At 55.1% G+C, this 19,149-nt stretch carries 19 protein-coding genes, 1 tRNA gene and 2 pseudogenes; 4 read left to right on the top strand and 18 right to left on the bottom strand.

Annotation, left to right across the window (positions count from 1 at the left end; translation table 11 throughout):
- Positions 1–106: transposase domain-containing protein (locus tag HU766_RS13435; RefSeq protein ID WP_186657489.1), on the top strand; the 106-nt coding region annotated here is incomplete at its 5' end.
- 463 nt (positions 107–569) lie between these two features.
- On the opposite strand, the gene HU766_RS13425 is transcribed toward HU766_RS13435, so the two are convergent.
- The 8 genes from HU766_RS13425 to HU766_RS13390 all read right to left on the bottom strand — a co-directional run bounded on the left by HU766_RS13425 (position 570) and on the right by HU766_RS13390 (position 7,558).
- Positions 570–1,520, bottom strand: a complete 951-nt coding sequence (locus HU766_RS13425) for a LysR family transcriptional regulator (protein WP_186657487.1) — start codon at positions 1,518–1,520, stop codon at positions 570–572.
- Between the two features lie 86 nt (positions 1,521–1,606).
- The gene (locus HU766_RS13420; RefSeq protein ID WP_186657486.1) at positions 1,607–2,470 is read right to left on the bottom strand and encodes a DMT family transporter; all 864 of its coding nucleotides are present in this window, start codon (positions 2,468–2,470) and stop codon (positions 1,607–1,609) included.
- Positions 2,471–2,510: 40 nt separating this feature from the next.
- On the bottom strand, positions 2,511–3,713 hold the full coding sequence (locus HU766_RS13415; RefSeq protein WP_238338611.1) for a cation:proton antiporter: 1,203 nt from the start codon (positions 3,711–3,713) through the stop codon (positions 2,511–2,513).
- Between the two features lie 66 nt (positions 3,714–3,779).
- Positions 3,780–5,012, bottom strand: coding sequence for an ATP-grasp domain-containing protein (locus tag HU766_RS13410; RefSeq protein ID WP_186657468.1), 1,233 nt, complete (start codon positions 5,010–5,012; stop codon positions 3,780–3,782).
- On the bottom strand, positions 5,009–5,887 hold the full coding sequence (locus HU766_RS13405; protein WP_186657465.1) for an iron-containing redox enzyme family protein: 879 nt from the start codon (positions 5,885–5,887) through the stop codon (positions 5,009–5,011). The genes HU766_RS13410 and HU766_RS13405 overlap by 4 nt, the downstream gene beginning before the upstream one ends.
- A gap of 9 nt (positions 5,888–5,896) precedes the next feature.
- Positions 5,897–6,343, bottom strand: a complete 447-nt coding sequence (locus HU766_RS13400) for a DUF3291 domain-containing protein (RefSeq protein ID WP_186657462.1) — start codon at positions 6,341–6,343, stop codon at positions 5,897–5,899.
- Positions 6,343–6,798 (bottom strand): VOC family protein, encoded by a 456-nt coding sequence (locus tag HU766_RS13395; RefSeq protein ID WP_186657460.1) that lies wholly within the window; start codon positions 6,796–6,798, stop codon positions 6,343–6,345. The genes HU766_RS13400 and HU766_RS13395 overlap by 1 nt, the downstream gene beginning before the upstream one ends.
- 13 nt (positions 6,799–6,811) lie before the next feature.
- The gene (locus HU766_RS13390; RefSeq protein ID WP_186657446.1) at positions 6,812–7,558 is read right to left on the bottom strand and encodes an ArpA protein; all 747 of its coding nucleotides are present in this window, start codon (positions 7,556–7,558) and stop codon (positions 6,812–6,814) included.
- A 381-nt stretch (positions 7,559–7,939) separates the two neighbouring features.
- Between HU766_RS13390 and HU766_RS26205 the strand changes: the two are divergent.
- Positions 7,940–8,081, top strand: a pseudogene (locus HU766_RS26205) (IS3 family transposase); the annotation flags it as partial.
- Positions 8,082–8,156: 75 nt separating this feature from the next.
- A pseudogene (locus HU766_RS13385) lies at positions 8,157–9,443 on the top strand (IS3 family transposase); the annotation flags it as partial.
- A 419-nt stretch (positions 9,444–9,862) separates the two neighbouring features.
- Here the strand turns inward: HU766_RS13385 and HU766_RS13380 are convergent.
- The 7 genes from HU766_RS13380 to HU766_RS13350 all read right to left on the bottom strand — a co-directional run bounded on the left by HU766_RS13380 (position 9,863) and on the right by HU766_RS13350 (position 14,470).
- Positions 9,863–9,938: transfer RNA gene (locus tag HU766_RS13380), tRNA-Gly, on the bottom strand.
- A 64-nt stretch (positions 9,939–10,002) separates the two neighbouring features.
- A complete protein-coding gene (gene pgsA, locus HU766_RS13375; protein ID WP_033699146.1) occupies positions 10,003–10,563 on the bottom strand; it encodes a CDP-diacylglycerol--glycerol-3-phosphate 3-phosphatidyltransferase in 561 nt (186 codons plus the stop codon).
- 33 nt (positions 10,564–10,596) lie between these two features.
- Entirely contained in the window at positions 10,597–12,420 is a 1,824-nt protein-coding gene (gene uvrC / locus HU766_RS13370) for an excinuclease ABC subunit UvrC (protein ID WP_047581216.1), read from the bottom strand.
- Positions 12,421–12,425: 5 nt separating this feature from the next.
- A complete protein-coding gene (gene uvrY, locus HU766_RS13365; protein ID WP_027916239.1) occupies positions 12,426–13,064 on the bottom strand; it encodes a UvrY/SirA/GacA family response regulator transcription factor in 639 nt (212 codons plus the stop codon).
- A gap of 63 nt (positions 13,065–13,127) precedes the next feature.
- Positions 13,128–13,517, bottom strand: a complete 390-nt coding sequence (locus HU766_RS13360) for a helix-turn-helix domain-containing protein (RefSeq protein ID WP_186657444.1) — start codon at positions 13,515–13,517, stop codon at positions 13,128–13,130.
- A gap of 121 nt (positions 13,518–13,638) precedes the next feature.
- Positions 13,639–14,064 (bottom strand): GNAT family N-acetyltransferase, encoded by a 426-nt coding sequence (locus HU766_RS13355; protein WP_186657441.1) that lies wholly within the window; start codon positions 14,062–14,064, stop codon positions 13,639–13,641.
- 19 nt (positions 14,065–14,083) lie between these two features.
- Entirely contained in the window at positions 14,084–14,470 is a 387-nt protein-coding gene (locus HU766_RS13350) for a DUF488 family protein (protein ID WP_186657438.1), read from the bottom strand.
- A gap of 128 nt (positions 14,471–14,598) precedes the next feature.
- Here HU766_RS13350 and HU766_RS13345 point away from each other — a divergent pair, with 128 nt between their 5' ends.
- Complete coding sequence (locus tag HU766_RS13345; RefSeq protein WP_186657434.1) at positions 14,599–16,215, top strand: inorganic phosphate transporter; 1,617 nt, start codon at positions 14,599–14,601, stop codon at positions 16,213–16,215.
- Positions 16,216–16,266: 51 nt separating this feature from the next.
- Here HU766_RS13345 and HU766_RS13340 read toward each other — a convergent pair whose 3' ends face one another.
- From HU766_RS13340 to HU766_RS13330, 3 genes are all read right to left on the bottom strand, one after another.
- Positions 16,267–16,962, bottom strand: coding sequence for a glutathione S-transferase N-terminal domain-containing protein (locus HU766_RS13340; protein WP_186657431.1), 696 nt, complete (start codon positions 16,960–16,962; stop codon positions 16,267–16,269).
- Between the two features lie 87 nt (positions 16,963–17,049).
- Complete coding sequence (locus HU766_RS13335) at positions 17,050–17,547, bottom strand: PaaI family thioesterase (protein ID WP_186657428.1); 498 nt, start codon at positions 17,545–17,547, stop codon at positions 17,050–17,052.
- Between the two features lie 199 nt (positions 17,548–17,746).
- The gene (locus HU766_RS13330) at positions 17,747–19,129 is read right to left on the bottom strand and encodes an amino acid permease (RefSeq protein ID WP_033699163.1); all 1,383 of its coding nucleotides are present in this window, start codon (positions 19,127–19,129) and stop codon (positions 17,747–17,749) included.
- Positions 19,130–19,149 lie beyond the last annotated feature (20 nt).

The following is a 19,149-nucleotide window of genomic DNA, read 5'->3' as shown; positions in this document are numbered from 1 at the left end:
CTATACGTGGCTGCGCCACGTACTGGAGCGGTTGCCGCATGCCTCGTCGGTAGAGGACTACGAAGCGCTGCTGCCGTGGAACTGCTCACCGGAGATGCAACGGTAAATCGAAGCTCCATCTGGCGGTAGGTGGGGTTCATGGATCGCACTCGGACATACAGCGGTTCGCGAGGCGTTTGCCAAGGTGATGCTGGGAACAAAAAACTCACTACAGATCTCACCCCCCTAAAACATCCAATAATTTCAAGTTTCAACCTGCAACATATTAGAAAGAAAACCGAGAAGCAAGGTAGCCACAGCAACAGATTGACCAGGCATCTCTAACCATACGTTAAATAGAGCTTGATCTATCCACTCTCTCCACTCGTATCAACCATACATTTAGAAAAGTACGCTTTGTTTACTCCGCAATCCGGACAAACCCAGTCACCAGGGAGATCCATAAAATCTATTTCAACCCAAACGCCTGACTCTTGGCACACCTGAACCCCTTCATATTCATACCAACACTTGTGACAAATATATCGTCCTTCCTTCATATTTTCACAACCCCGCTAAAGAAGAAAGATTCATAAGCGTGTTTTTTTCCAACCCTGACTAGCGGCTGCGAGCTCACTCAAAAGATATGAAACCATGACTTTAACTCGTTTCGACAGAAACTTTCCAGATTGATAAACGACCCATGCAGTACCCTGTGGTTCCCCTTTAAAAACCCAATCAGGCAGCAAAACCTGCAACCTATTGTCTCCAATTGCTTCTGCAGCCAAGCACACAGGCAAACACGAGATACCAACACCCGAAAGTGTGGCAGTTAACGTAGCCTCAGGACACTCTGACAAATATCTACCTGGAATTACTACATCACAGCTTTCTGAGACCGATGAGAATCTCCAACATTGTTTATCAGGGTCCCCCACGAAAGGAATACAGCTATGCGAGGTCAAGTCTGAAGGATGATTAGGCCTACTAGATTCCCTGAAATAATTTTCAGCCGCACAAATCACAAAGTCAATCTCGCAGAGCTTGCGCGCGATCATGCCCTCCGGAGGTCTATCAGTTATTATTATTCCCAGATCAATGCCATCTGATATAAAGTCAAACCTTTCACCACACAGCATTTGGACATCCACTTCTCTGTATCGAGACAAAAAAGCAGGAATCAACTTACTACACGCCGCATACAATGATTTTGTCACTGCAATGCGTAGCAAGCCCTGGGGGTTATCTGTAAGCTTATCCTTTAATCTAAAAACATTAGCTGACGATTCAAGCACACTTTTGCAGTACCCATAAACCTCCTCTCCCTCCGGGTTTAATTTCAAGTTTCGCGTCGTTCGCTCTAGCAGCCTCAAAGATAATACGCTCTCCAACTTTGTAATTTGCTTACTAATTGAAGAGGCAGTGACACCCAGCCTGACGGAAGCTTCGACAAAACTCCCACTTTCAACAACCACAGCAAATGTCGCCATGCAGGGTAAAATATCAACATGACTTTTTGGTAGGTAGCCTTTAGATTCCATTTCTTGACCACTCACTTTTATGTAAATGTGGCGCTACTGCATCGCACCGCCTTCACCTCTAATTTACAAACCCCAAGACCCAGCCATTAAACCAAATGCAACACTACCGCACCAGCTAAGACCAAGACAATACCCAGCCATTGCAACAAAGTTAATCTATCCCTATAAAATATGTAACCAAGAACAGCAGCCACCCCTCCTGAAAGCGTACTAATTACTGTCACAATCGCAACAGACCCGCTGAGCGCTCCATATGAAAAAGCTGTAAACCCCCCTAAATTAAATAGACTAGCGCCACCTAGCGCCCCATAAGAACTCAACCCAATACTTTTTTTAGTCTTCACACTGAAAACCAGTGGCATCAGAAGCAAAGCTCCAACCAAGTAATTCATCCACAACATATTCACGGCACCGACAGCAGGCAACGCGTAGTTTCCTTGGACCCAGAAACTGCTCCCATAAAGGATGGCAGCTATCAGAGCAAAGCAGATTGCACCTCCCTCCTTCCTATTGCCCATAAACCCATGAGACTTATGCCCCAACCCTACAAGCATTACACCGAACGCGCACACACCTAACCCAAGAATCTGGTAAAAGGTCAGATTCTCCCCACTCATCCACGCCAATAATGTCGTAAAAATACCGTACGACGTTACCAACGGAGCAATTATTGCGATTCTTCCATGCTCGAAGGCTCTAGTAAGTGAAACGGCACCAATTAAGGTTAGAATTGCGGCCGATGCACATATAAGGACAACATCCAGAGGCAATCTAATGATAAATGAGAACCCACTGCTGGAGATGAATACGAAACCACTCAGCATGAGAAACCCTACCAACTGACTGAAGAATACAGAATATTTCACACCAAAGGTTCGCGCATTCACTCCTACTAGATAATCAGTAACCCCCCAACACAAAGCGGCCACAAGCCCCATTATCACATCCATTTTTCGACCTTCTTAAGTTGCGCCAAAAGGCGAATTATCGTCACCCCTTTGGACATCCGCCATGCTGCCCAAAATAACTATTTAAGAAGGCCAACATTGGAACTGTCAACATCATGGATGCGACAGAAAGGATCAATAGCACAGTATAGGAATCGTCTGACAAGAGCCCCTCTCGATATCCTACAGCCAGCACAACCAACTCAGCAGTACCTTTCGTACTCATTAATATCCCGAGCTGCATTGACGCACGCTGCCTCATGCCTACAAGTAATCCCGCAATATAGCAGCTGATAATTTTGCTAATTGTGGCCCCCAATAAAAACACGAATAACCAGAACCAAATATGCACCTGCGAAAGGCCACTTACAGAAATCATCCCCCCAGAAGCTATAAAAAACATAGGAATAACAAGCTGCCTGATACCAAACAGGTACTTATCCCAAGCACCTTTGACCCCAGCTACATCACCCACCACATAAGCAGCTAATAAAGCGCCAACTGAGCTATGAACCCCAAAAAATTCTGTCAACTGCGAGGAGCCAAGCACAATTATAACTGTCACCACCACCTTCACACCATCACCAAGCCCAGCCACTAACTGGGACTTCATTATTATCGGCCTCACTACAAGCAGCATAGTCGCGACATAAATAAGCCCAACCCCAAAATTTAATGCAATGCCGCCTCCTACCCCAGCGCCCAACACAATTGAAATAACAGCCAACGCACACCAGACAAAAACATCTGTATACACTGCTGCAACAACAGCAACGCGCCCTGCTTTAGCCTCAACTATCGCAATATCATCCAGAAGCAAAACCAGAACAGGGAGCGCAGTAACTGAGAATGCAATACCACAAAACAAAATATAACCAAGCAGGGTATGCTGCAACCCCATATCCTCACTAGAATAGAAGGCCAAAACCCCACCAACAGCAAAAGACGTTACAACACCAAAGAATGCAACCAAAGCAATTTTACTATTACTGAGATCTCCTTCTCTTCGAGAAATACCGTGCCAGCATATCTCTACTAAGATTATTATCAAGCCGAGCTCACCAAGGGCATTCAACAGCCCCCTAGTCTCAGGTAAGCCTATGCGGAATGAGATGCTTGGTAGATAGGCGTCAAATATAGCCGGCCCCATAAGCATACCTGTAACTATATCACCAAGCACTCTAGGTTGTCCGAGCGCTACTACCGCCCTTCTACAGACCACGCACACAAACAATAAAACCAACATTACAACTATCAACTTAGACATAATAACACCGTGCTGATCACCTCCAAAAAAACAAACCTCGTTAACTCAGTCGCAAATCAGCGCAAGTGTTTTATGTACAAAGTCAGAGTCTCTAGCCAATACCTCCTGACTTTCATGAACAAGGTAAACCATGCCCCAAGATGATAGAAAATCTCGCGTCCGCCCTACAACTTCGCCCTCCGCCACTGACAGTTCCAACATATAAAATGAGTCAAGGCCTTCCACCTTCTCCAATCCGGTTATATTTTTTACCACTCCAGACACATTGCAAATCAAGCAGCAAATACAAAAGTGCCTGCTAAACTCCACCGATTCAAGCACACTCGAAAATCCACCCTGAAAGATATCTATATTTAGCTCATAGCAATTCACACCAGAACAAGCCTCTATCAACCTCGGAACATTCGCCCCAGGCAATCGGCCATTCTGCTCAATAATCAGCGGCCCATTCGAGCCGATCTTTAACTCGATATCATTAATACCCCAAAAAAATTCAAGAGCGCTATTAACCTCTGACGCATATGAGAATGCGAGAAGCGCCCGACAATCATTAAGAGAAAGTGAGCGTATATTTTTATAGATACTTGGATTGCCATCTGCCTCGACCTTCTCGTACCTAGCAAAGCACAGCATTATCTTATGCCCACTCAGACCGCAATTCGCAGTCACAACAAAATACTCATCACCCGCCAAGTATTTTTCGACCAGCGCATAAAGCTCGCCATCAGATTGGATTTCTCTATTTTTTTCGACAGCCTGAACTGCCGCGTACAACTCTCGATGATTGCGGCAAACTTTGACATTGCGGCTACCCGTGCCCTGAGCCGGCTTCACGACTAACGGGTAGTCATTTTTCTTAAATGTATCAATCTTAAGCTCCTCTAGCCTGACTCCACGAGCCCAAGTAGCCGGTACGCCTGCAGCAATTAACTTTTTTTTCAACTCTAATTTATTTAGTCGGGTCTGGGAGCTTTCGACGGGATTACCAAGTAAACCATACATACTACTGAGCGCATCGGAAAACTTAATACCTACGTCAGACCCCGGGATAACTGCACGAATACTGTACCGAGAAAGCGCTTGCATTGCTTCATCAAGGTCACCTGCATAAACAATAGATTCAAACTCATTTAGGTTTTGTAGACGACGAACCGCTTCAGACAACCGCTTTACGCTGATTAAAGCTATACTCAAGTAGCCGTGCTTTTGAATCTCCGCACCGTAATAACACGCAGAACTTATCGGATCCACAACAACCACAGCTGAAAGCTTAGTCATTGAGAGATACTCCGCATCATCTGGTACATGTGATGATAATAACGCAGCGCCACGTTATAACGAATGCTAACACCCAGCGCTAGTTCTCGGACAACCTCCTCCCCACTACCGGCATAATAATCCAGAACAACCTCTAGCCACGCATTACTATGCCGGGTATCGATACTAATATGAGACTGGTGATACGCTATTACTTTTTTCGGCACCTGTAGCCGTTCAAGAGCTTCTGTAGTTGCCCGAAAACGGACAGGGGCCGAACCTTCAATGATCCCTATAGCACCGATCAGTCTTACATTGTATTCCCGCCTCAGCGCCCACATCAACAGAACATTACCATTCATAAGGCACTCTAACGTTGGTTGCTCTGCTGTTATGTTTGCCTGCCGCAGGATATCTCGCATGAAGATAGAGGAATCTTTGAACATCACAGTGTGGACCGCAGCGGCATTGCCACCCCCCATTTCATCCCAATAGTTCTCCGCCGCCACCATCTTCGGCTTTATTGGCATCCCCAGCTGCACCATAGCCATTAAATCATCGAATGCCCCATCCACTAGCTCTTCCATGCATATGTAATAGGCTATTTGCTCTAAACTTGCTTTCCGCCTCAAAAACTCGATGAAGAATCGGATATCGGAATTCATCCTCCGTTCCATAACCAAATACCAGTTAATGAACTCTGCCTTGACCTTAGGCAGTCCAGCCAAGTCAATACAACCCTCTTCAACCGCATTCCAATTATTTTCCAATGAATATACTGAACGCCTCAGCGTTTCAGCATCCCTGCCAAGACCGATTATGCTTTCGGGCGCACCAAATGCCTTTTTGTAATATACAGCAAGCTGTTTTTGATCCTCATAAACCAGAGCACCCATAGTTCCCTCTCAATAAATGGAAATTGGCCCATAAGAATTTTTCAGATCGAATGCTTTGTAAGAAGCACCTTTTTCAAACAACCAAGTCAATCGTTCATGTGCTTCCAAAAGACTAGGGACATGCCCCCTCCTCACCCACCACAAGACCATCCTAGGGTGCATAATTTTGTGGAACCATTCATGGCCTTTACTCAGCATTTGAGCATGTGGCGTGTGATAGAGAAATTTCTTCAGAGACGCAACATCATCCCAAACTGATAGCGTATATAGATATCCTTCGCCCCATAAAGCTTGAAGCCCTTCCTGATCCTCGTTAGTTTCTCTCCAAATAAAACCATCTGAACTCTCTGCAATGCTATTGATGCGATCAACATTCGCATAAAACCCTGCCATCTCCACTGATTCTTTTGGAAATCTCGGCTTCACCAAATCAAATTGCGCCAATACCTTACTCATCAATCCTCCCAGCTTTGGATTTCAATGATATTTCTATCAGGATCCCGAACATACACAAAAGTACATACTCCGACCCCCTCAACCGGGAGCTTTGCCAACCGCCCCAGCATCGTCCCACCATAACGAACTACATTTGCGCACACAGAATCAAGATCTGTAACTTCAAATGCTAAATGCGTGATGCCACGAGTATTTGCGTGCTTTAAGGGTTGCCGAATGTGCCTGCTGTATTGGAATATTTCCAGTGTAGGTCCATCGCTCCCAAATCCTGGTAAGCGTAAATGCAATCCTTCGATCTGTGGCCTTGAAACTCCAGTGCCTTCAGCAACGGAGCACCCCGATAGCTGCCTAACTGGACCAGACGGCACACAGTGGAATACGTCAATATAGAACTGAGATAGCTTCTTCCAGTCTGGAGTAATCAGATTTGTATGTGAGAACTTAATAGCACTCATGCTCACTCACCCATCAATCTCGAAAGACGAATGTTTCATGTTCCACGTGACGATCCTTATCTCGTGCACGCTCCCATGTCGTATTCAGAATAATCCTTCGTACATTTTTAGTAAGGGGCTTCACTCGATGCAATGTCGTATCAGCTTTCAGTAGATAGACATCTCCTGATGAATGAAAATACGAGTCTATTTTATTTTCGAGCAAGAGATTTTCCACTCGTGGATTACTTTTATCCCAGCGAGTGTGAGGCACACATTCCAATAGTCCTCCGCACTCGATATCGGGCGCTTCTACCACCCAAATAATAGTGTACGGGTAGTCGCCCCAGTGCCAACCGTGAGTATCACCGACCTTATGCTGGCTATTGATAATATAGTTATCCCATTTCCAGGGAGTCGGAATCACATCCTCCTTAACTATACCACTGATCAAACCCGCCAAATAATTAGACCTATACGCCCTCGGAATATATCTACCCTCCTGCTCTATGGTCTCTTGGGGGACATTACTCAAATATCGAGGGGTATTCCCGGTTGATTCAATAAGAAAATCTCTCCGCTTTGCGAAGTTCGAGAGGAGATACTTAACATCGCTGGTGATTTCTTGATTGACCTCACTGTCTATCAAGTGATTTATCTTAAGATATCCATCACGCTCAAAACGGTGCTGCTCCCAAAAAAAGTCACGCCCAGCAAATGGATTTTCCTTTAGCAGATCGCTTGTTTTTACATGTTCAAATTTATCTGATTGATCTGACATATTCATCGCTCCCTTTTGATTGCTGAATGCCTCAGCGACATTGAACGAATCCTACAATCGACAGAGCAAATCAATAAAGTGGCTGCGCGGCAGTTTACAATTTCCAAAAACACTGGAATTGACGCGCAAAACCCAAAGGGAATTTTGAGTTATATTTACTCACCCAATTCCACTAGACACATCAAGAAAGGCGAGCTAAGGACGACTGATAAACCGCTTACGATTCCGGATCGGAGCATAGGTAATTTGAGGGATCCGCATGATCGAATAAGGGTTCACGTATTCCTACATACCTCCATGCCTAATAATGAGGCCCAAATAGGAGGTAACATGAGCCCTCACCGCTACCCCAAAGAATTCAAGAGTTTATCGGTCAAGTAAGTGCCGATAGAGGAAAACCTGCTATCGATTTTGCCCAGCGCCTGGGCGTATCCGTTCACAGCCTCGACTCCAAGATAAAGCTCTACAGCAAGCCCCAAGAACAGCGGCGACAAGCGATGATCAGCAGGCTGAGCTTTGCAAGCCCCCGGTGTCAGGATAGTTGTCGCCTCTCCGATTTTTCCTAACAAAACACATCGGGGGCGGAAAGAGACGGATCGTGCCGTACTATTCACCTGAACGCAGAGCCGCATTACTCAAGATGCTGCTTCCCCCGCTGAACCTGTCGATGGCCGAGGTTTCCCGGCGCAAGGGGTCAGCGAAATGTCTTTGTCCAACTGGCGCAAGCAGCTCAGTTCTGAAGGAAGTGCAGTGTCCGAAAACAAGTCATCGGCCGAGAGCTAGCCAGCCGAAACCAAATTTGCCGTCGTTCTCGAAGCGGCCGGCTTGTCCGAGATCGACCTGGGCGAGTATTGCCGTCGTAAAGGCCTTTACCCCGAGCAAATCACGGCTTGGCGGCAAGCCTTCATCGCCGGCCAGAAGTCGGAGAAGGCTCAGCAAAAAGAAGATCGGGAGCAGTCGCACAAAGACAAGAAACGTATCCATGAACTTAAGCGCGAACTGCGCCGCAAAGACAAGGCGCTCGCTGAAACAGCCGCGTTGTTGGTGCTGCGAAAAAAGCTCAACGACTACTGGGGGGCAACTGACTTCTTTGCCGCAACGGCAGTTGTTCATTGACTGGCTGAGCGAAGCCGTCGCGGCGGGAGCCAGAAAAATCAAGGCTTGCCGGGAGGTTGGCCTGTCGCTGCGTACCCTGCAACGCTGGACTGGCCCCGAGATCGTTCAGGCCGATGGGCGAACGACTATCGCGCGACCAGCGCCGTGTAATGCGCTGAGTGAGGTCGAGCGACAGGCAATTGTGACGCTGTGCAACAGCGCTGATTATGCTCACTTGCCACCCAGCCAGATCGTGCCGCGCCTGGCCGATCAAGGGCGTTATCTGGCGTCGGAGGCGACGTTTTATCGCGTCTTGCGCATGACGGGTCAACAGCATCATCGTGGTCGCAGTCAGCGCCCCAGGCGGCAGGCGGCGCCGACGACACATGCGACAAAAGGGCCGAATCAGGTGTGGTCATGGGACATCACGTATCTACCGTCGCCGATACGCGGCAAGTATTACTACCTCTATCTGATCGAGGATATCTACAGTCGCAAGGCCGTGGGCTGGGAGGTCTACGACGTGGAAAGCGGCGAGAAAGCCGCCGAGCTGCTGCAACGTAGCGTGATCGGTGAGCAATGTTTACGCGAACCGCTTGTGCTGCACCCGGACAACGGAGCGCCGATGAAATCGGTGACGCTGTTGAGCAAGATGTACGAACTGGGGATCACGCCCTCGCGAGACCGACCGCGGGTCAGCAACGACAATCCCTACTCGGAGTCGCTGTTTAGAACGCTGAAGTACTGCCCGCAATGGCCGCAGAATGGTTTTGCCAGTCTGGACGCCGCATGAGCATGGGTGAGGGACTTCATGCGTTGGTACAACAACGAGCACCACAGGTCGAGAAGAGAGCGGCATAGTTAGACGGTTGACGCGACAACTACCTTGAAAAACGCCGGCAGTCACTCACCTAGAGAGAACAATCAATTCCCACAGCCCTTTGCTCAAGGAACTGCTGAACAAGTGACACCGAGGACGGATATCCATCTCACTTGCGGCGAGCGACGCTTCGCGAGAATGAAGCACCTCACATTCGAGACCGACACGGCAACTTTGCAGCCGATCACAGCGGTTCGGCGCCTCGACGCGCCAGCACCTACAGGTACAGCGGGAATACCAAAGTTCGGCACACACCAAATTCCAGGCACAAAAAAAGAGGCCCTAAGGCCTCTTTTTTGTGATCCCAGCGACGCACTGAGGATCGAATTTGGAGCGGGAAACGAGACTCGAACTCGCGACCCCGACCTTGGCAAGGTCGTGCTCTACCAACTGAGCTATTCCCGCGTCGTGATGGATGCCATTCTAGCAATATCTAAAACGGCGTCAACCCCTTGATTCAAAAAAGTTTTTATTTCTGCTCCGAGCCTTCGCGCAGGTGTGGCCAGGCGGCCAGCAGATAATGCGCCATCGACCACAGGGTCAAGCCTGCCGCCACCAGCAGCAGCCCGTAACCCAGAATGACCCAGAAGGTCACACCCGGCGGGTTGGCCAGCAGGATCACCAGCGCAAGCATTTGCGCCGCAGTTTTCCACTTGCCAAGGTTGGACACTGCCACATGCGCCCTCGCCCCCAGTTCGGCCATCCACTCGCGCAGCGCCGACACCACGATCTCGCGGCCGATGATCACCGCCGCCGGCAAGGTCAGCCAGAAGTTCGCGTGCACCTGCACCAGCAACACCAGGGCCACGGCGACCATCAGCTTGTCTGCCACCGGGTCCAGGAAGGCACCGAACGGTGTGCTCTGCTGCAGGCGGCGCGCCAGGTAGCCGTCCAGCCAGTCAGTGGCGGCGGCGACGGCGAACACGCTGCTGGCGGCCATGTAGCTCCAGTGATAGGGCACATAGAACAGCAGGATGAAGATCGGGATGAGCAGGACGCGTAGAACGGTGAGCAGGTTTGGAATATTCATCGGTACGACTGGCTGCGGGTTGAGCCAGGCATTCTACTCGCTATGCAGGCTGGCATAAATCGACTCGGCAAGCTTTTTACTGATACCAGGGGCTTTGGCGATTTCATCGACACTGGCGCGGTTGAGCTCTTGCAGGCCGCCGAAGTGTTTAAGCAGGTCGCGACGGCGCTTGGGGCCGACCCCGGCCACGTCTTCCAGGCTGGACACGCGACGGGCTTTGCCGCGCCGGGCGCGGTGGCCGGTGATGGCGAAACGGTGGGCTTCGTCGCGGATCTGCTGGATCAGGTGCAGGGCCGGTGAGTCGCCCTTGAGGGTGAACTCGTGGTGCACGTCGTTGAGGTACAGGGTCTCGAAACCGGCCTTGCGGGTCACGCCCTTGGCAACGCCCAGCAGGGTCAGGTCAGTGAAGGCCAGCTCCTGCATGACGTCGCGGGCCATGTTCAACTGGCCCTTGCCGCCGTCCACCAGCAACACGTCGGGCAGCTTGCCCTCGCCGTCCTTGATGCGCCCGTAGCGGCGGGTCAGGGCCTGGTGCATGGCCGCATAGTCGTCGCCGGCGGTCACGCCTTCGATGTTGAAACGGCGGTAATCGGACTTGATCGGGCCTTCCGGGCCGAACACCACGCAACTGGCCACGGTGGCCTCGCCGCTGGAGTGGCTGATGTCGTAGCACTCCAGGCGCTGCGGTACTTCGTCCAGGCCAAGCACCTGGGCCAGGGCCTCGAAACGGGCGGCCATGTGCTGGCGGTTGGCCAGGCGGGCGTTGAGGGCCTGCTCGGCGTTGGTCACTGCCAACTGCTGCCAGCGGGCCCGGGTGCCGCGCACCCGGTGGGTGATGGTCAGCTCGCGGCCGCGCAGGGTTTGCAGGGCTTCACGGATGGCTTCGAAGTCTTCGTGCACCACGTTGACGATGAGCTCACCGGGCAGTTCGCGTTCGGCATTGCCCACGTAGTACTGGGACAGGAACGCAGCCATGACCTCGGCCACCTCCTCCTCGATGCCCACCTGGGGGAAGAAGTTCTTGCTGCCCAGCACCCGCCCGCCGCGCACGCTGATCAGGTGCACGCAGGCGCCACCGGGGTTGACGAAGGCGGCGATCACATCGACGTCACCGGTACCGCCCTCGATGTACTGCTGGTCCTGCACGCGGCGCAGCAAGGCGATCTGGTCGCGCAGCTCGGCGGCCTTCTCGAAATTGAGGGCCATGGCGGCCTTTTCCATCTCGGCATTGAGCTCGTTGCCCAACTGCTGGCTGCGGCCTTCGAGGAACATCACCGAGTGGCGAATATCGTCGGCGTACTCGTCTTTGTCGACCAGGCCGACGCACGGCCCCTTGCAGCGCTTGATCTGGTACTGCAGGCAGGGCCGGGTGCGGTTGGCGTAGTAGCTGTCTTCGCACTGGCGCACCGAAAAGGCCTTTTGCAACAGGCTGAGGCTTTCGCGAATGGCACCGGCGCTGGGGTATGGGCCGAAGTATCGGCCCTTGGCCTTTTTCGCACCGCGGTGGATGCCCAGGCGCGGGAAGTCGCCGTCAGACATAAACACGTAGGGGTAGGATTTATCGTCGCGCAGCAGGATGTTGTACGGCGGCCGCCATTCCTTGATCAGGTTCTGCTCCAGCAGCAGCGCCTCGGTCTCGTTGGCGGTGATGGTGGTCTCGACCTGGGCGATGCGGCCCACCAGCGCAGCGGTCTTGGGCGCCAGGCCGGTTTTGCGGAAATAGCTGGCCAGGCGCTTCTTGAGGTTTTTGGCCTTGCCCACATAGAGCAGCCGCGCCTCGGCGTCGAACATACGATAAACGCCCGGGCGACCGCTGCAGGTCGCCAGAAACGCGCTGGCATCAAAAGCTTGGGACATGAGGTTTACAGGCTTGCGTCAACCATACCGTGGCGAACGGCCAGCAAGGTCAGTTCGACGTCGCTGGTGACCGAGAGTTTTTCAAAGATCCGATAACGGTAAGTATTGACGGTCTTGGGCGAGAGACACAACTTGTCGGAGATGATCTGCACTTTCTGGCAGCCGACGATCATCAAGGCGATCTGGATTTCGCGCTCTGACAACGCATCGAACGGCGAGCCTTGTGGCTGGAACGACTTGAGTGCCAGTTGCTGGGCGATCTGCGGGCTGATGTAGCGCTGGCCGGCAAAGGCCAGGCGGATGGCCTGGACCATTTCGTCGAGCCCGGCGCCCTTGGTCAGGTAACCGGCAGCCCCAGCTTGCAGCAGGCGCGTGGGGAACGGATCTTCCTCGCACACGGTGACCGCGACCACTTTGATGTCGGGATGGCTGCGCAACAGTTTGCGGGTGGCCTCCAGGCCGCCGATGCCGGGCATTTTCACATCCATCAGGACGACGTCGGGTTTGAGTTCCCGCGCCAGCTTGAGCGCCGACTCCCCCGAATCCCCCTCACCCACCACTTGCAGGCCATCGATGTCGGCCAGCATGCGGGTAATACCGGTTCGTACCAGATCGTGATCATCGACCACTAAGACCCTAATCAAGCACACACCTCGTCTGCAGGGCGATTGGATCCCGCCACCTTAACAAAATTTTTCATGGCGGGCCTAACGCAAAACTTCTGTCAGATACGCCTGACGGCCAAGTGTGAAAGGCCTCACTGTTTCACGGCTTTTAGCCTCACCTGACAAACGCCCAAGCAAGTGCCAGAGCGCGGCTTGATCGTCGACCGGCAGTTGCCGAAAAGCGCCCAGCAAGTCGGCCTCGTCCTGGGTCAGGTTGCCCAGCGGTGCCGGGGTGCGCACACCGCTAAGCACATAGAGCGCGTCCATGCCCTGGGCGGCCAGTGCTGCGAGGTAATCGGCGCGGGGCGTGCGCTCACCGCTCTCGTACTTACCTTGGGCATTGGGCTCGACCCCACCGATGTCACCAAACACCCGTTGGGTCATGCCCAGCCGTTCGCGCTCTTCGCGCAGTCGCGGACCGAATCCATTCATCTCACGTTTCTCCTTTGTCCTTGAACATCATCCAACGCCGCCCACCGTCCTGTAAGCAGCGGTAAATTTCAGACCCCACTATGCCCATGGTCACCAGCCGCGACAAGCCATCACTGCGCTATCAGTCGATGACGCGCTGCATGCGCACGAAGCATTCATCCTCGCCCACCTCCGCAAAGCCCCTGCGTTGATACAACAACCGAGCCGGGTTGCTGCGAAACACCATCAAGCGCAGCAGTGGCAAACGCCGCTGTTTCGCCCAGCCGGCGAGGGCCTCCAGCACCCGGCCGCCGATGCCGCGCCCGCGGTGCTCAGGCAGCAGGTGCAGCTCTCGAATGAACAATGCCTGGCGGTCCTGGCTGAGGCTGCAGTAGCCCAGCACCTCTTCACCCTCCATCACCAGCCACTGCTCGCGCCAGGCCCAGGCCTGGTCAAAGGCTTCTTCGATCCACAGCAGGTCGAATTCGCGGTAGTACGGCAGCATGGCCCGGCGCGTGAGGTCGCGGGCGAAACTGCGGTGGGCATCGGTGGCGGGTATGAGCTTCATGCCGTTATTGTGCACCGCTTTAGGTGGCATAGCACACGGGCGAACTGCCCGGGCCATGGCGCTCCAACTCATCTTCCAGCCATTGGGCGAGTACCTGGGCGTTGTTGTGCTCGGTGTCCTTGGCGGCATAGAGCAAGGTCAGCGTGCCCCTGGCGGCCAGGCCCAGCAGCGGGTACCAGTACTCGGGGTGTGCGGTCAGCTCCTGCCGGTAGCGTTGGGTGAAACCGGCAAAATCCACCTCGCCCTGGTGAAATGCCTTGCGCAAACCCTGCGAGGGCGCCACCTCGCGCAGCCATTGGCCATGCAGGTCATCCTTGCGCTTGTTGCGCGGCCACAGGCGGTCGACCAGCACACGCTGGCCGTCTTCCTCGGCGAGCGCTTCGTAGACACGTTTGCAGCGGATCATGGGCTTCTCCGGCCATTGCCGTCTGTCTTGAGCCTAGATAATTCATTGACCGAGGTCACGGGCCAGTAACGAATTGTTTCTATGCTCACAGCCTTCGGCACCTTCGCCCGACGCCAATCGGAGCCCCCATGGCAACCCCGTCCCTGGCCAGCCAGCCGCACCTGGCCCAACGCGATGCGCGCCCGCAGCTGTCTCACAAGCCCGGCCGCGCCACCGTGGTTCTGTTCTTCGGCCTGCTGCTGGCCGGCCTCGCCTATACCGCCTGGAGCCTGAAACAGGACGTCAGCGCCAGCGGCACGGTAATCACCACCGTCACGCCGTTCCTGCTGCTGGGCCTGGCGTTGCTGATTGCCCTGGGTTTCGAATTCGTCAACGGCTTCCACGACACCGCCAACGCCGTGGCCACAGTCATCTATACCCACTCGTTGCCGGCACCGGTTGCCGTGGTCTGGTCGGGTTTGTGCAACTTCCTCGGCGTGCTGTTCTCCAGCGGTGCGGTGGCGTTCGGCATCATCGCCTTGCTGCCGGTAGAGCTGATTTTGCAAGTCGGCTCTTCGGCCGGTTTCGCCATGGTCTTTGCCTTGCTGCTAGCCGCGATCATCTGGAACCTGGGCACCTGGTGGCTGGGCCTGCCGGCCTCGTCTTCGCACACGCTGATCGGCTCGATCATCGGCGTAGGGGTGGCTAATGCGCTGATGCACGGGCGCGACGGCACCAGCGGAGTGGACTGGGGCCAGGCCAGCAAGGTGGGCTATGCCCTGCTGTTTTCGCCGCTGATCGGCTTTGCCTGCGCCGCCCTGTTGCTGCTAGCCCTGCGCGCACTGGTCAAGCGCAAGGCGCTGTACCAGGCACCCGAAGGCCAGACACCGCCGCCGTGGTGGATCCGCGGCGTGCTGATCCTGACCTGCACCGGGGTGTCCTTTGCCCACGGCTCCAACGATGGCCAGAAAGGCATGGGGCTGATCATGCTGATTCTGGTCGGCACGCTGCCGATGGCGTATGCCCTGAACAAGACCATGCCCAGCGAGCAGTCCTTGCAGTTTTCGGCCGTTGCCGAGGTGACGCGCCAGGCGCTGGTGCGCAGCGATCCGCAACCGGTGCCGGCAGACCCTCGCCAGGTGCTGACCCTGTTCATCACCGAGCCCAAGCCCACCCCGCAACTGGTGCCCGCACTCGCCGCACTGACCGGCATGATCGGCGAAGAAGTCAAAGGCTATGGCTCGCTCAAGCGCGTGCCGGCCGAGGCCATGGCCAACGTGCGTAACGACATGTACCTGACCAGCGAAGCCATCCGCCTGATCGAGAAAAACCAGCTGGTAACCTTTGATGCCGACACCCGCAGCCATGTGCAACTGTTCAAGACCCAATTGGACGACGCCACGCGCTACATCCCGTTGTGGGTCAAGGTGGCCGTGGCCATCGCCCTGGGGCTGGGCACCCTGGTCGGCTGGCGGCGCATCGTGGTGACGGTGGGCGAGAAGATTGGCAAGACCCACCTGAGCTACGCCCAGGGCGCCTCGGCCGAGGTGGTGGCGATGTGCACCATCGGCGCGGCGGACATGTTCGGGCTGCCTGTGTCGACCACCCATGTGCTGAGCTCTGGTGTGGCCGGGACCATGGTCGCCAATGGCTCGGGGATCCAGAAGCGCACGCTGATCAACCTGCTGATGGCGTGGGTGCTGACCCTGCCAGCGGCGATGCTGCTGGCGGGTAGCCTGTACTGGGTGCTGAATCAGATTTTCTAGTCTGCAAGATGAGGCTGTGGGAACAAGCCCCACAGGTTAAGTACCTGGCGTTCAGCCCGGGATTTTCAGGCCCCGCTGAACGGCAGGGCGTTCGAGGAAGTTGGCCAGCACCCGTTGCACTTCCTTGAACGCATCGAAGCCCACCAGCTCACGGGCGTTGTAGCGCTCCACCAGGTTGCGCACCCAGGGGAAGATGGCGATATCGGCGATGCTGTACGTGTCGACCATCCACTCCCGCCCTTCAAGGTGCCGATCCAGCACGCCCAGCAGGCGCTTCGATTCGTTGACATAGCGGTCGCGCGGGCGCTTGTCTTCGTATTCCTTGCCTGCAAAGAAGTGGAAGAACCCGACCTGGCCAAACATCGGGCCGATGCCGCCCATCTGGAACATCAACCACTGCAGGGTCTGGTAACGGACGGCAGGGTCCTGGCTGAGCAACTGGCCACTTTTCTCGGCCAGGTACTGCAGGATCGCGCCCGACTCGAACAGCCCCAGCGGCTGGCCGCCGGGGCCGTTCGGGTCGAGGATGGCGGGGATCTTGTTGTTGGCGCTGAGGGAGATGAACTCAGGGCTCATCTGGTCATCGGTGTCGAAGCTGACCTTGTGCGGCTCGTACGCCAGGCCGATCTCTTCCAGCATGATCGACACCTTGACGCCGTTGGGCGTGGGCAGCGAATACAGCTGCAGGCGCTCGGGGTGTTGGGCGGGCCATTTGCGGGTGATGGGGAATGCACTCAGATCGGTCATGGTCTACCTTGCCTGCGGGATGGGCTTGTCACTCTAGTGACATCCCCGCCCGCTGACCATCACCGACCACTCATCGGCACTGGCCGATCACGCCTGGCCATGGGCCTTGAGCTTGAGCTTTTCGGTGTCGACCCGCACGAATACCGAGTCGGCGGTCACCGTCAGCACATCGTCCGCCCAGACCTCGCAGATGACCCGGCTCTTGCGCCCTACTTCGCCTTCTACGCGCGCCTTGAGCAGCAGCTCGACCCCCATGGGCGTCGGTTTCAGGTAGCTGAGGTTGAGCGTGCCGGTGACGCAATCGATGCGTGGCAAGCTGCCCGCTTCGCGGCCTTCGTTGCGGTAGTGGTAGGCCATGGCGGTCCAGTTGGAATGGCAGTCGACCAACATCGCCAGCAAGCCGCCGTAGACCAGGCCGGGCCAGCCGATGAAGCTGCTGTCGGGCGAGTGTCGGCACAACAGGTGAATGCCATCGGCGTCCCAGTGGCTTTGCAGGTGCAGGCCGCTGGGGTGGGCACAGCCACAGCCGTAGCAGCTGCCTTCTGGCGCGGCGAGTTGCTGGAGGGAAAGGGTTTGCTCGTTCATACGCTTCCTGTGCTTGTTGGAATGGGAAGGGATGCAAGCGTCGATGGTAGCGCCGCGATTTGCCAGCGCCAATGAGAATGCCGGGGCTGCGTTGCAGCCCATCGCGGCATAAGGCCGCTCCCAGCAGTCTGTACACGACAGCACAGTACCTGTGGGAGCGGCCTTGTGCCGCGAATGGGGCGCAAAGCGCCCCCAAGGATCACGCGGTCTGCGCAACCACCTTGCCACGCCGCTGGGTCAGCGACACCAGCAGGATGAACAGCGTCACCCCCGCCGTCATCAGCGTCTCGTAACGGTAGGCATCGCTGAACAGCATGTAGCCCAACACCATGACAATGGTGCCGATCACCAGCCAGGTCAGCCAGGGGAACAGCCACATCTTCAGCTCCAGCGGTGTGCCTTCACGTTCGGCACGTGCCCGCATGCGCAGCTGGGACACGGCGATCACCAGGTACACCAGCAAGGCGATGGCACCGGTGGTGGACAGCAGGAACCCGAACACCTTGCCGGGGAACACATAGTTAACCAGGCAACCGGCAAAGCCTGCCAAGGTCGAGAAGATGACCGCGACCGTCGGCACGCCAGCACCGGAGATACGCTTGGTCATGCTCAGCGCCTGGCCACGGGCACCCAGGGAGTAGAGCATCCGCGACGCGGTGTAGAGGCCGGAGTTCATGCAACTGGTCACCGCCACCAGCACCACCAGGTCGACCAGCAGCTTGGCGCCCGGCACATTCAGTACTTCCAGTACCCGCTGGAACGAGCCCACGGCTTTCAGGGCCGGGTCGTTCCAGGCCACCAGCGACACCACCAGGAAGATCGAGGCCAGGTAGAAGATGGCGATGCGGTACACCACCAGGTTGGTGGCGCGGCGAATCTTGTCTTTCGGGTTTGCCGTTTCGTCAGCGGCAATGGTGACGATTTCGGCGCCGAAGAACGAGAAGATGGTGATCAGCACGCCGCCCAACACGGTGCCGAAGCCATTGGGCATGAAGCCGCCGTTGTCCCACAGCCGGCTCACACCCGACACCTCGGCCAGCGGCCAGAAACCGAATACGGCCAGACTGCAGACAACGATGAAGGCAATGATGGCAATCACCTTGACCAGTGCGAACCAGTACTCGAAGGCACCGAAGTTCTTCACGCTGATCAGGTTGGTACCCGACAGCAAGACCATGATCAGGAAGGCGAACAGCCACGATGGCACAGCGGGGAAGTAGGTATGCAGGATGTCTGCGCCAGCGATGGCCTCGACCGGGATGATCAGTACCCAGAACCACCAGTACAACCACCCGATGGTGAAGCCTGCCCATGGGCCGATGGCCTCGGAGGCGTAGGTGGAGAACGACCCGCTGTTGGGGTTGGCGATGGCCATTTCGCCCAGCATGCGCATCACCAGCAGCACCAGCAGGCCGGTCATGGCATAGGAAATGAGAATGGCCGGGCCGGCGGTGGCAATCGCGTTGGAGGAGCCGATGAACAGGCCGGCACCGATGATGCCGGCGATGGAGATCATGGACACCTGACGGGACGTCAGGCCGTGCTGCAAGGAACGCTGTTTCTTGTTGTCTAGCGAAGCCATGGAGAACCCTCGAATGGGTC

This window comes from Pseudomonas sp. SWRI77 (assembly GCF_014269105.1).
GTDB lineage: Bacteria > Pseudomonadota > Gammaproteobacteria > Pseudomonadales > Pseudomonadaceae > Aquipseudomonas > Aquipseudomonas capeferrum.
This window is presented reverse-complemented; position numbering and strand designations above follow the sequence as displayed.

Excerpts from the sequence above, each read along its gene's own strand:
- HU766_RS13405 (WP_186657465.1), bottom strand. The coding sequence starts at position 5,887 with ATGGGTGCTCTGGTTTATGAGGATCAAAAACAGCTTGCTGTATATTAC.
- HU766_RS13355 (WP_186657441.1), bottom strand. The coding sequence starts at position 14,064 with ATGAAGCTCATACCCGCCACCGATGCCCACCGCAGTTTCGCCCGCGAC.
- HU766_RS13420 (WP_186657486.1), bottom strand. The coding sequence starts at position 2,470 with ATGGATGTGATAATGGGGCTTGTGGCCGCTTTGTGTTGGGGGGTTACT.
- HU766_RS13330 (WP_033699163.1), bottom strand. The coding sequence starts at position 19,129 with ATGGCTTCGCTAGACAACAAGAAACAGCGTTCCTTGCAGCACGGCCTG.
- HU766_RS13425 (WP_186657487.1), bottom strand. The coding sequence starts at position 1,520 with ATGGAATCTAAAGGCTACCTACCAAAAAGTCATGTTGATATTTTACCC.
- HU766_RS13415 (WP_238338611.1), bottom strand. The coding sequence starts at position 3,713 with ATGTTGGTTTTATTGTTTGTGTGCGTGGTCTGTAGAAGGGCGGTAGTA.
- HU766_RS13390 (WP_186657446.1), bottom strand. The coding sequence starts at position 7,558 with ATGTCAGATCAATCAGATAAATTTGAACATGTAAAAACAAGCGATCTG.
- HU766_RS13335 (WP_186657428.1), bottom strand. The coding sequence starts at position 17,547 with ATGAACGAGCAAACCCTTTCCCTCCAGCAACTCGCCGCGCCAGAAGGC.
- HU766_RS13400 (WP_186657462.1), bottom strand. The coding sequence starts at position 6,343 with ATGAGTAAGGTATTGGCGCAATTTGATTTGGTGAAGCCGAGATTTCCA.
- HU766_RS13395 (WP_186657460.1), bottom strand. The coding sequence starts at position 6,798 with ATGAGTGCTATTAAGTTCTCACATACAAATCTGATTACTCCAGACTGG.
- HU766_RS13350 (WP_186657438.1), bottom strand. The coding sequence starts at position 14,470 with ATGATCCGCTGCAAACGTGTCTACGAAGCGCTCGCCGAGGAAGACGGC.
- uvrC (WP_047581216.1), bottom strand. The coding sequence starts at position 12,420 with ATGTCCCAAGCTTTTGATGCCAGCGCGTTTCTGGCGACCTGCAGCGGT.
- pgsA (WP_033699146.1), bottom strand. The coding sequence starts at position 10,563 with ATGAATATTCCAAACCTGCTCACCGTTCTACGCGTCCTGCTCATCCCG.
- HU766_RS13360 (WP_186657444.1), bottom strand. The coding sequence starts at position 13,517 with ATGAATGGATTCGGTCCGCGACTGCGCGAAGAGCGCGAACGGCTGGGC.
- HU766_RS13410 (WP_186657468.1), bottom strand. The coding sequence starts at position 5,012 with ATGACTAAGCTTTCAGCTGTGGTTGTTGTGGATCCGATAAGTTCTGCG.
- HU766_RS13345 (WP_186657434.1), top strand. The coding sequence starts at position 14,599 with ATGGCAACCCCGTCCCTGGCCAGCCAGCCGCACCTGGCCCAACGCGAT.
- HU766_RS13340 (WP_186657431.1), bottom strand. The coding sequence starts at position 16,962 with ATGACCGATCTGAGTGCATTCCCCATCACCCGCAAATGGCCCGCCCAA.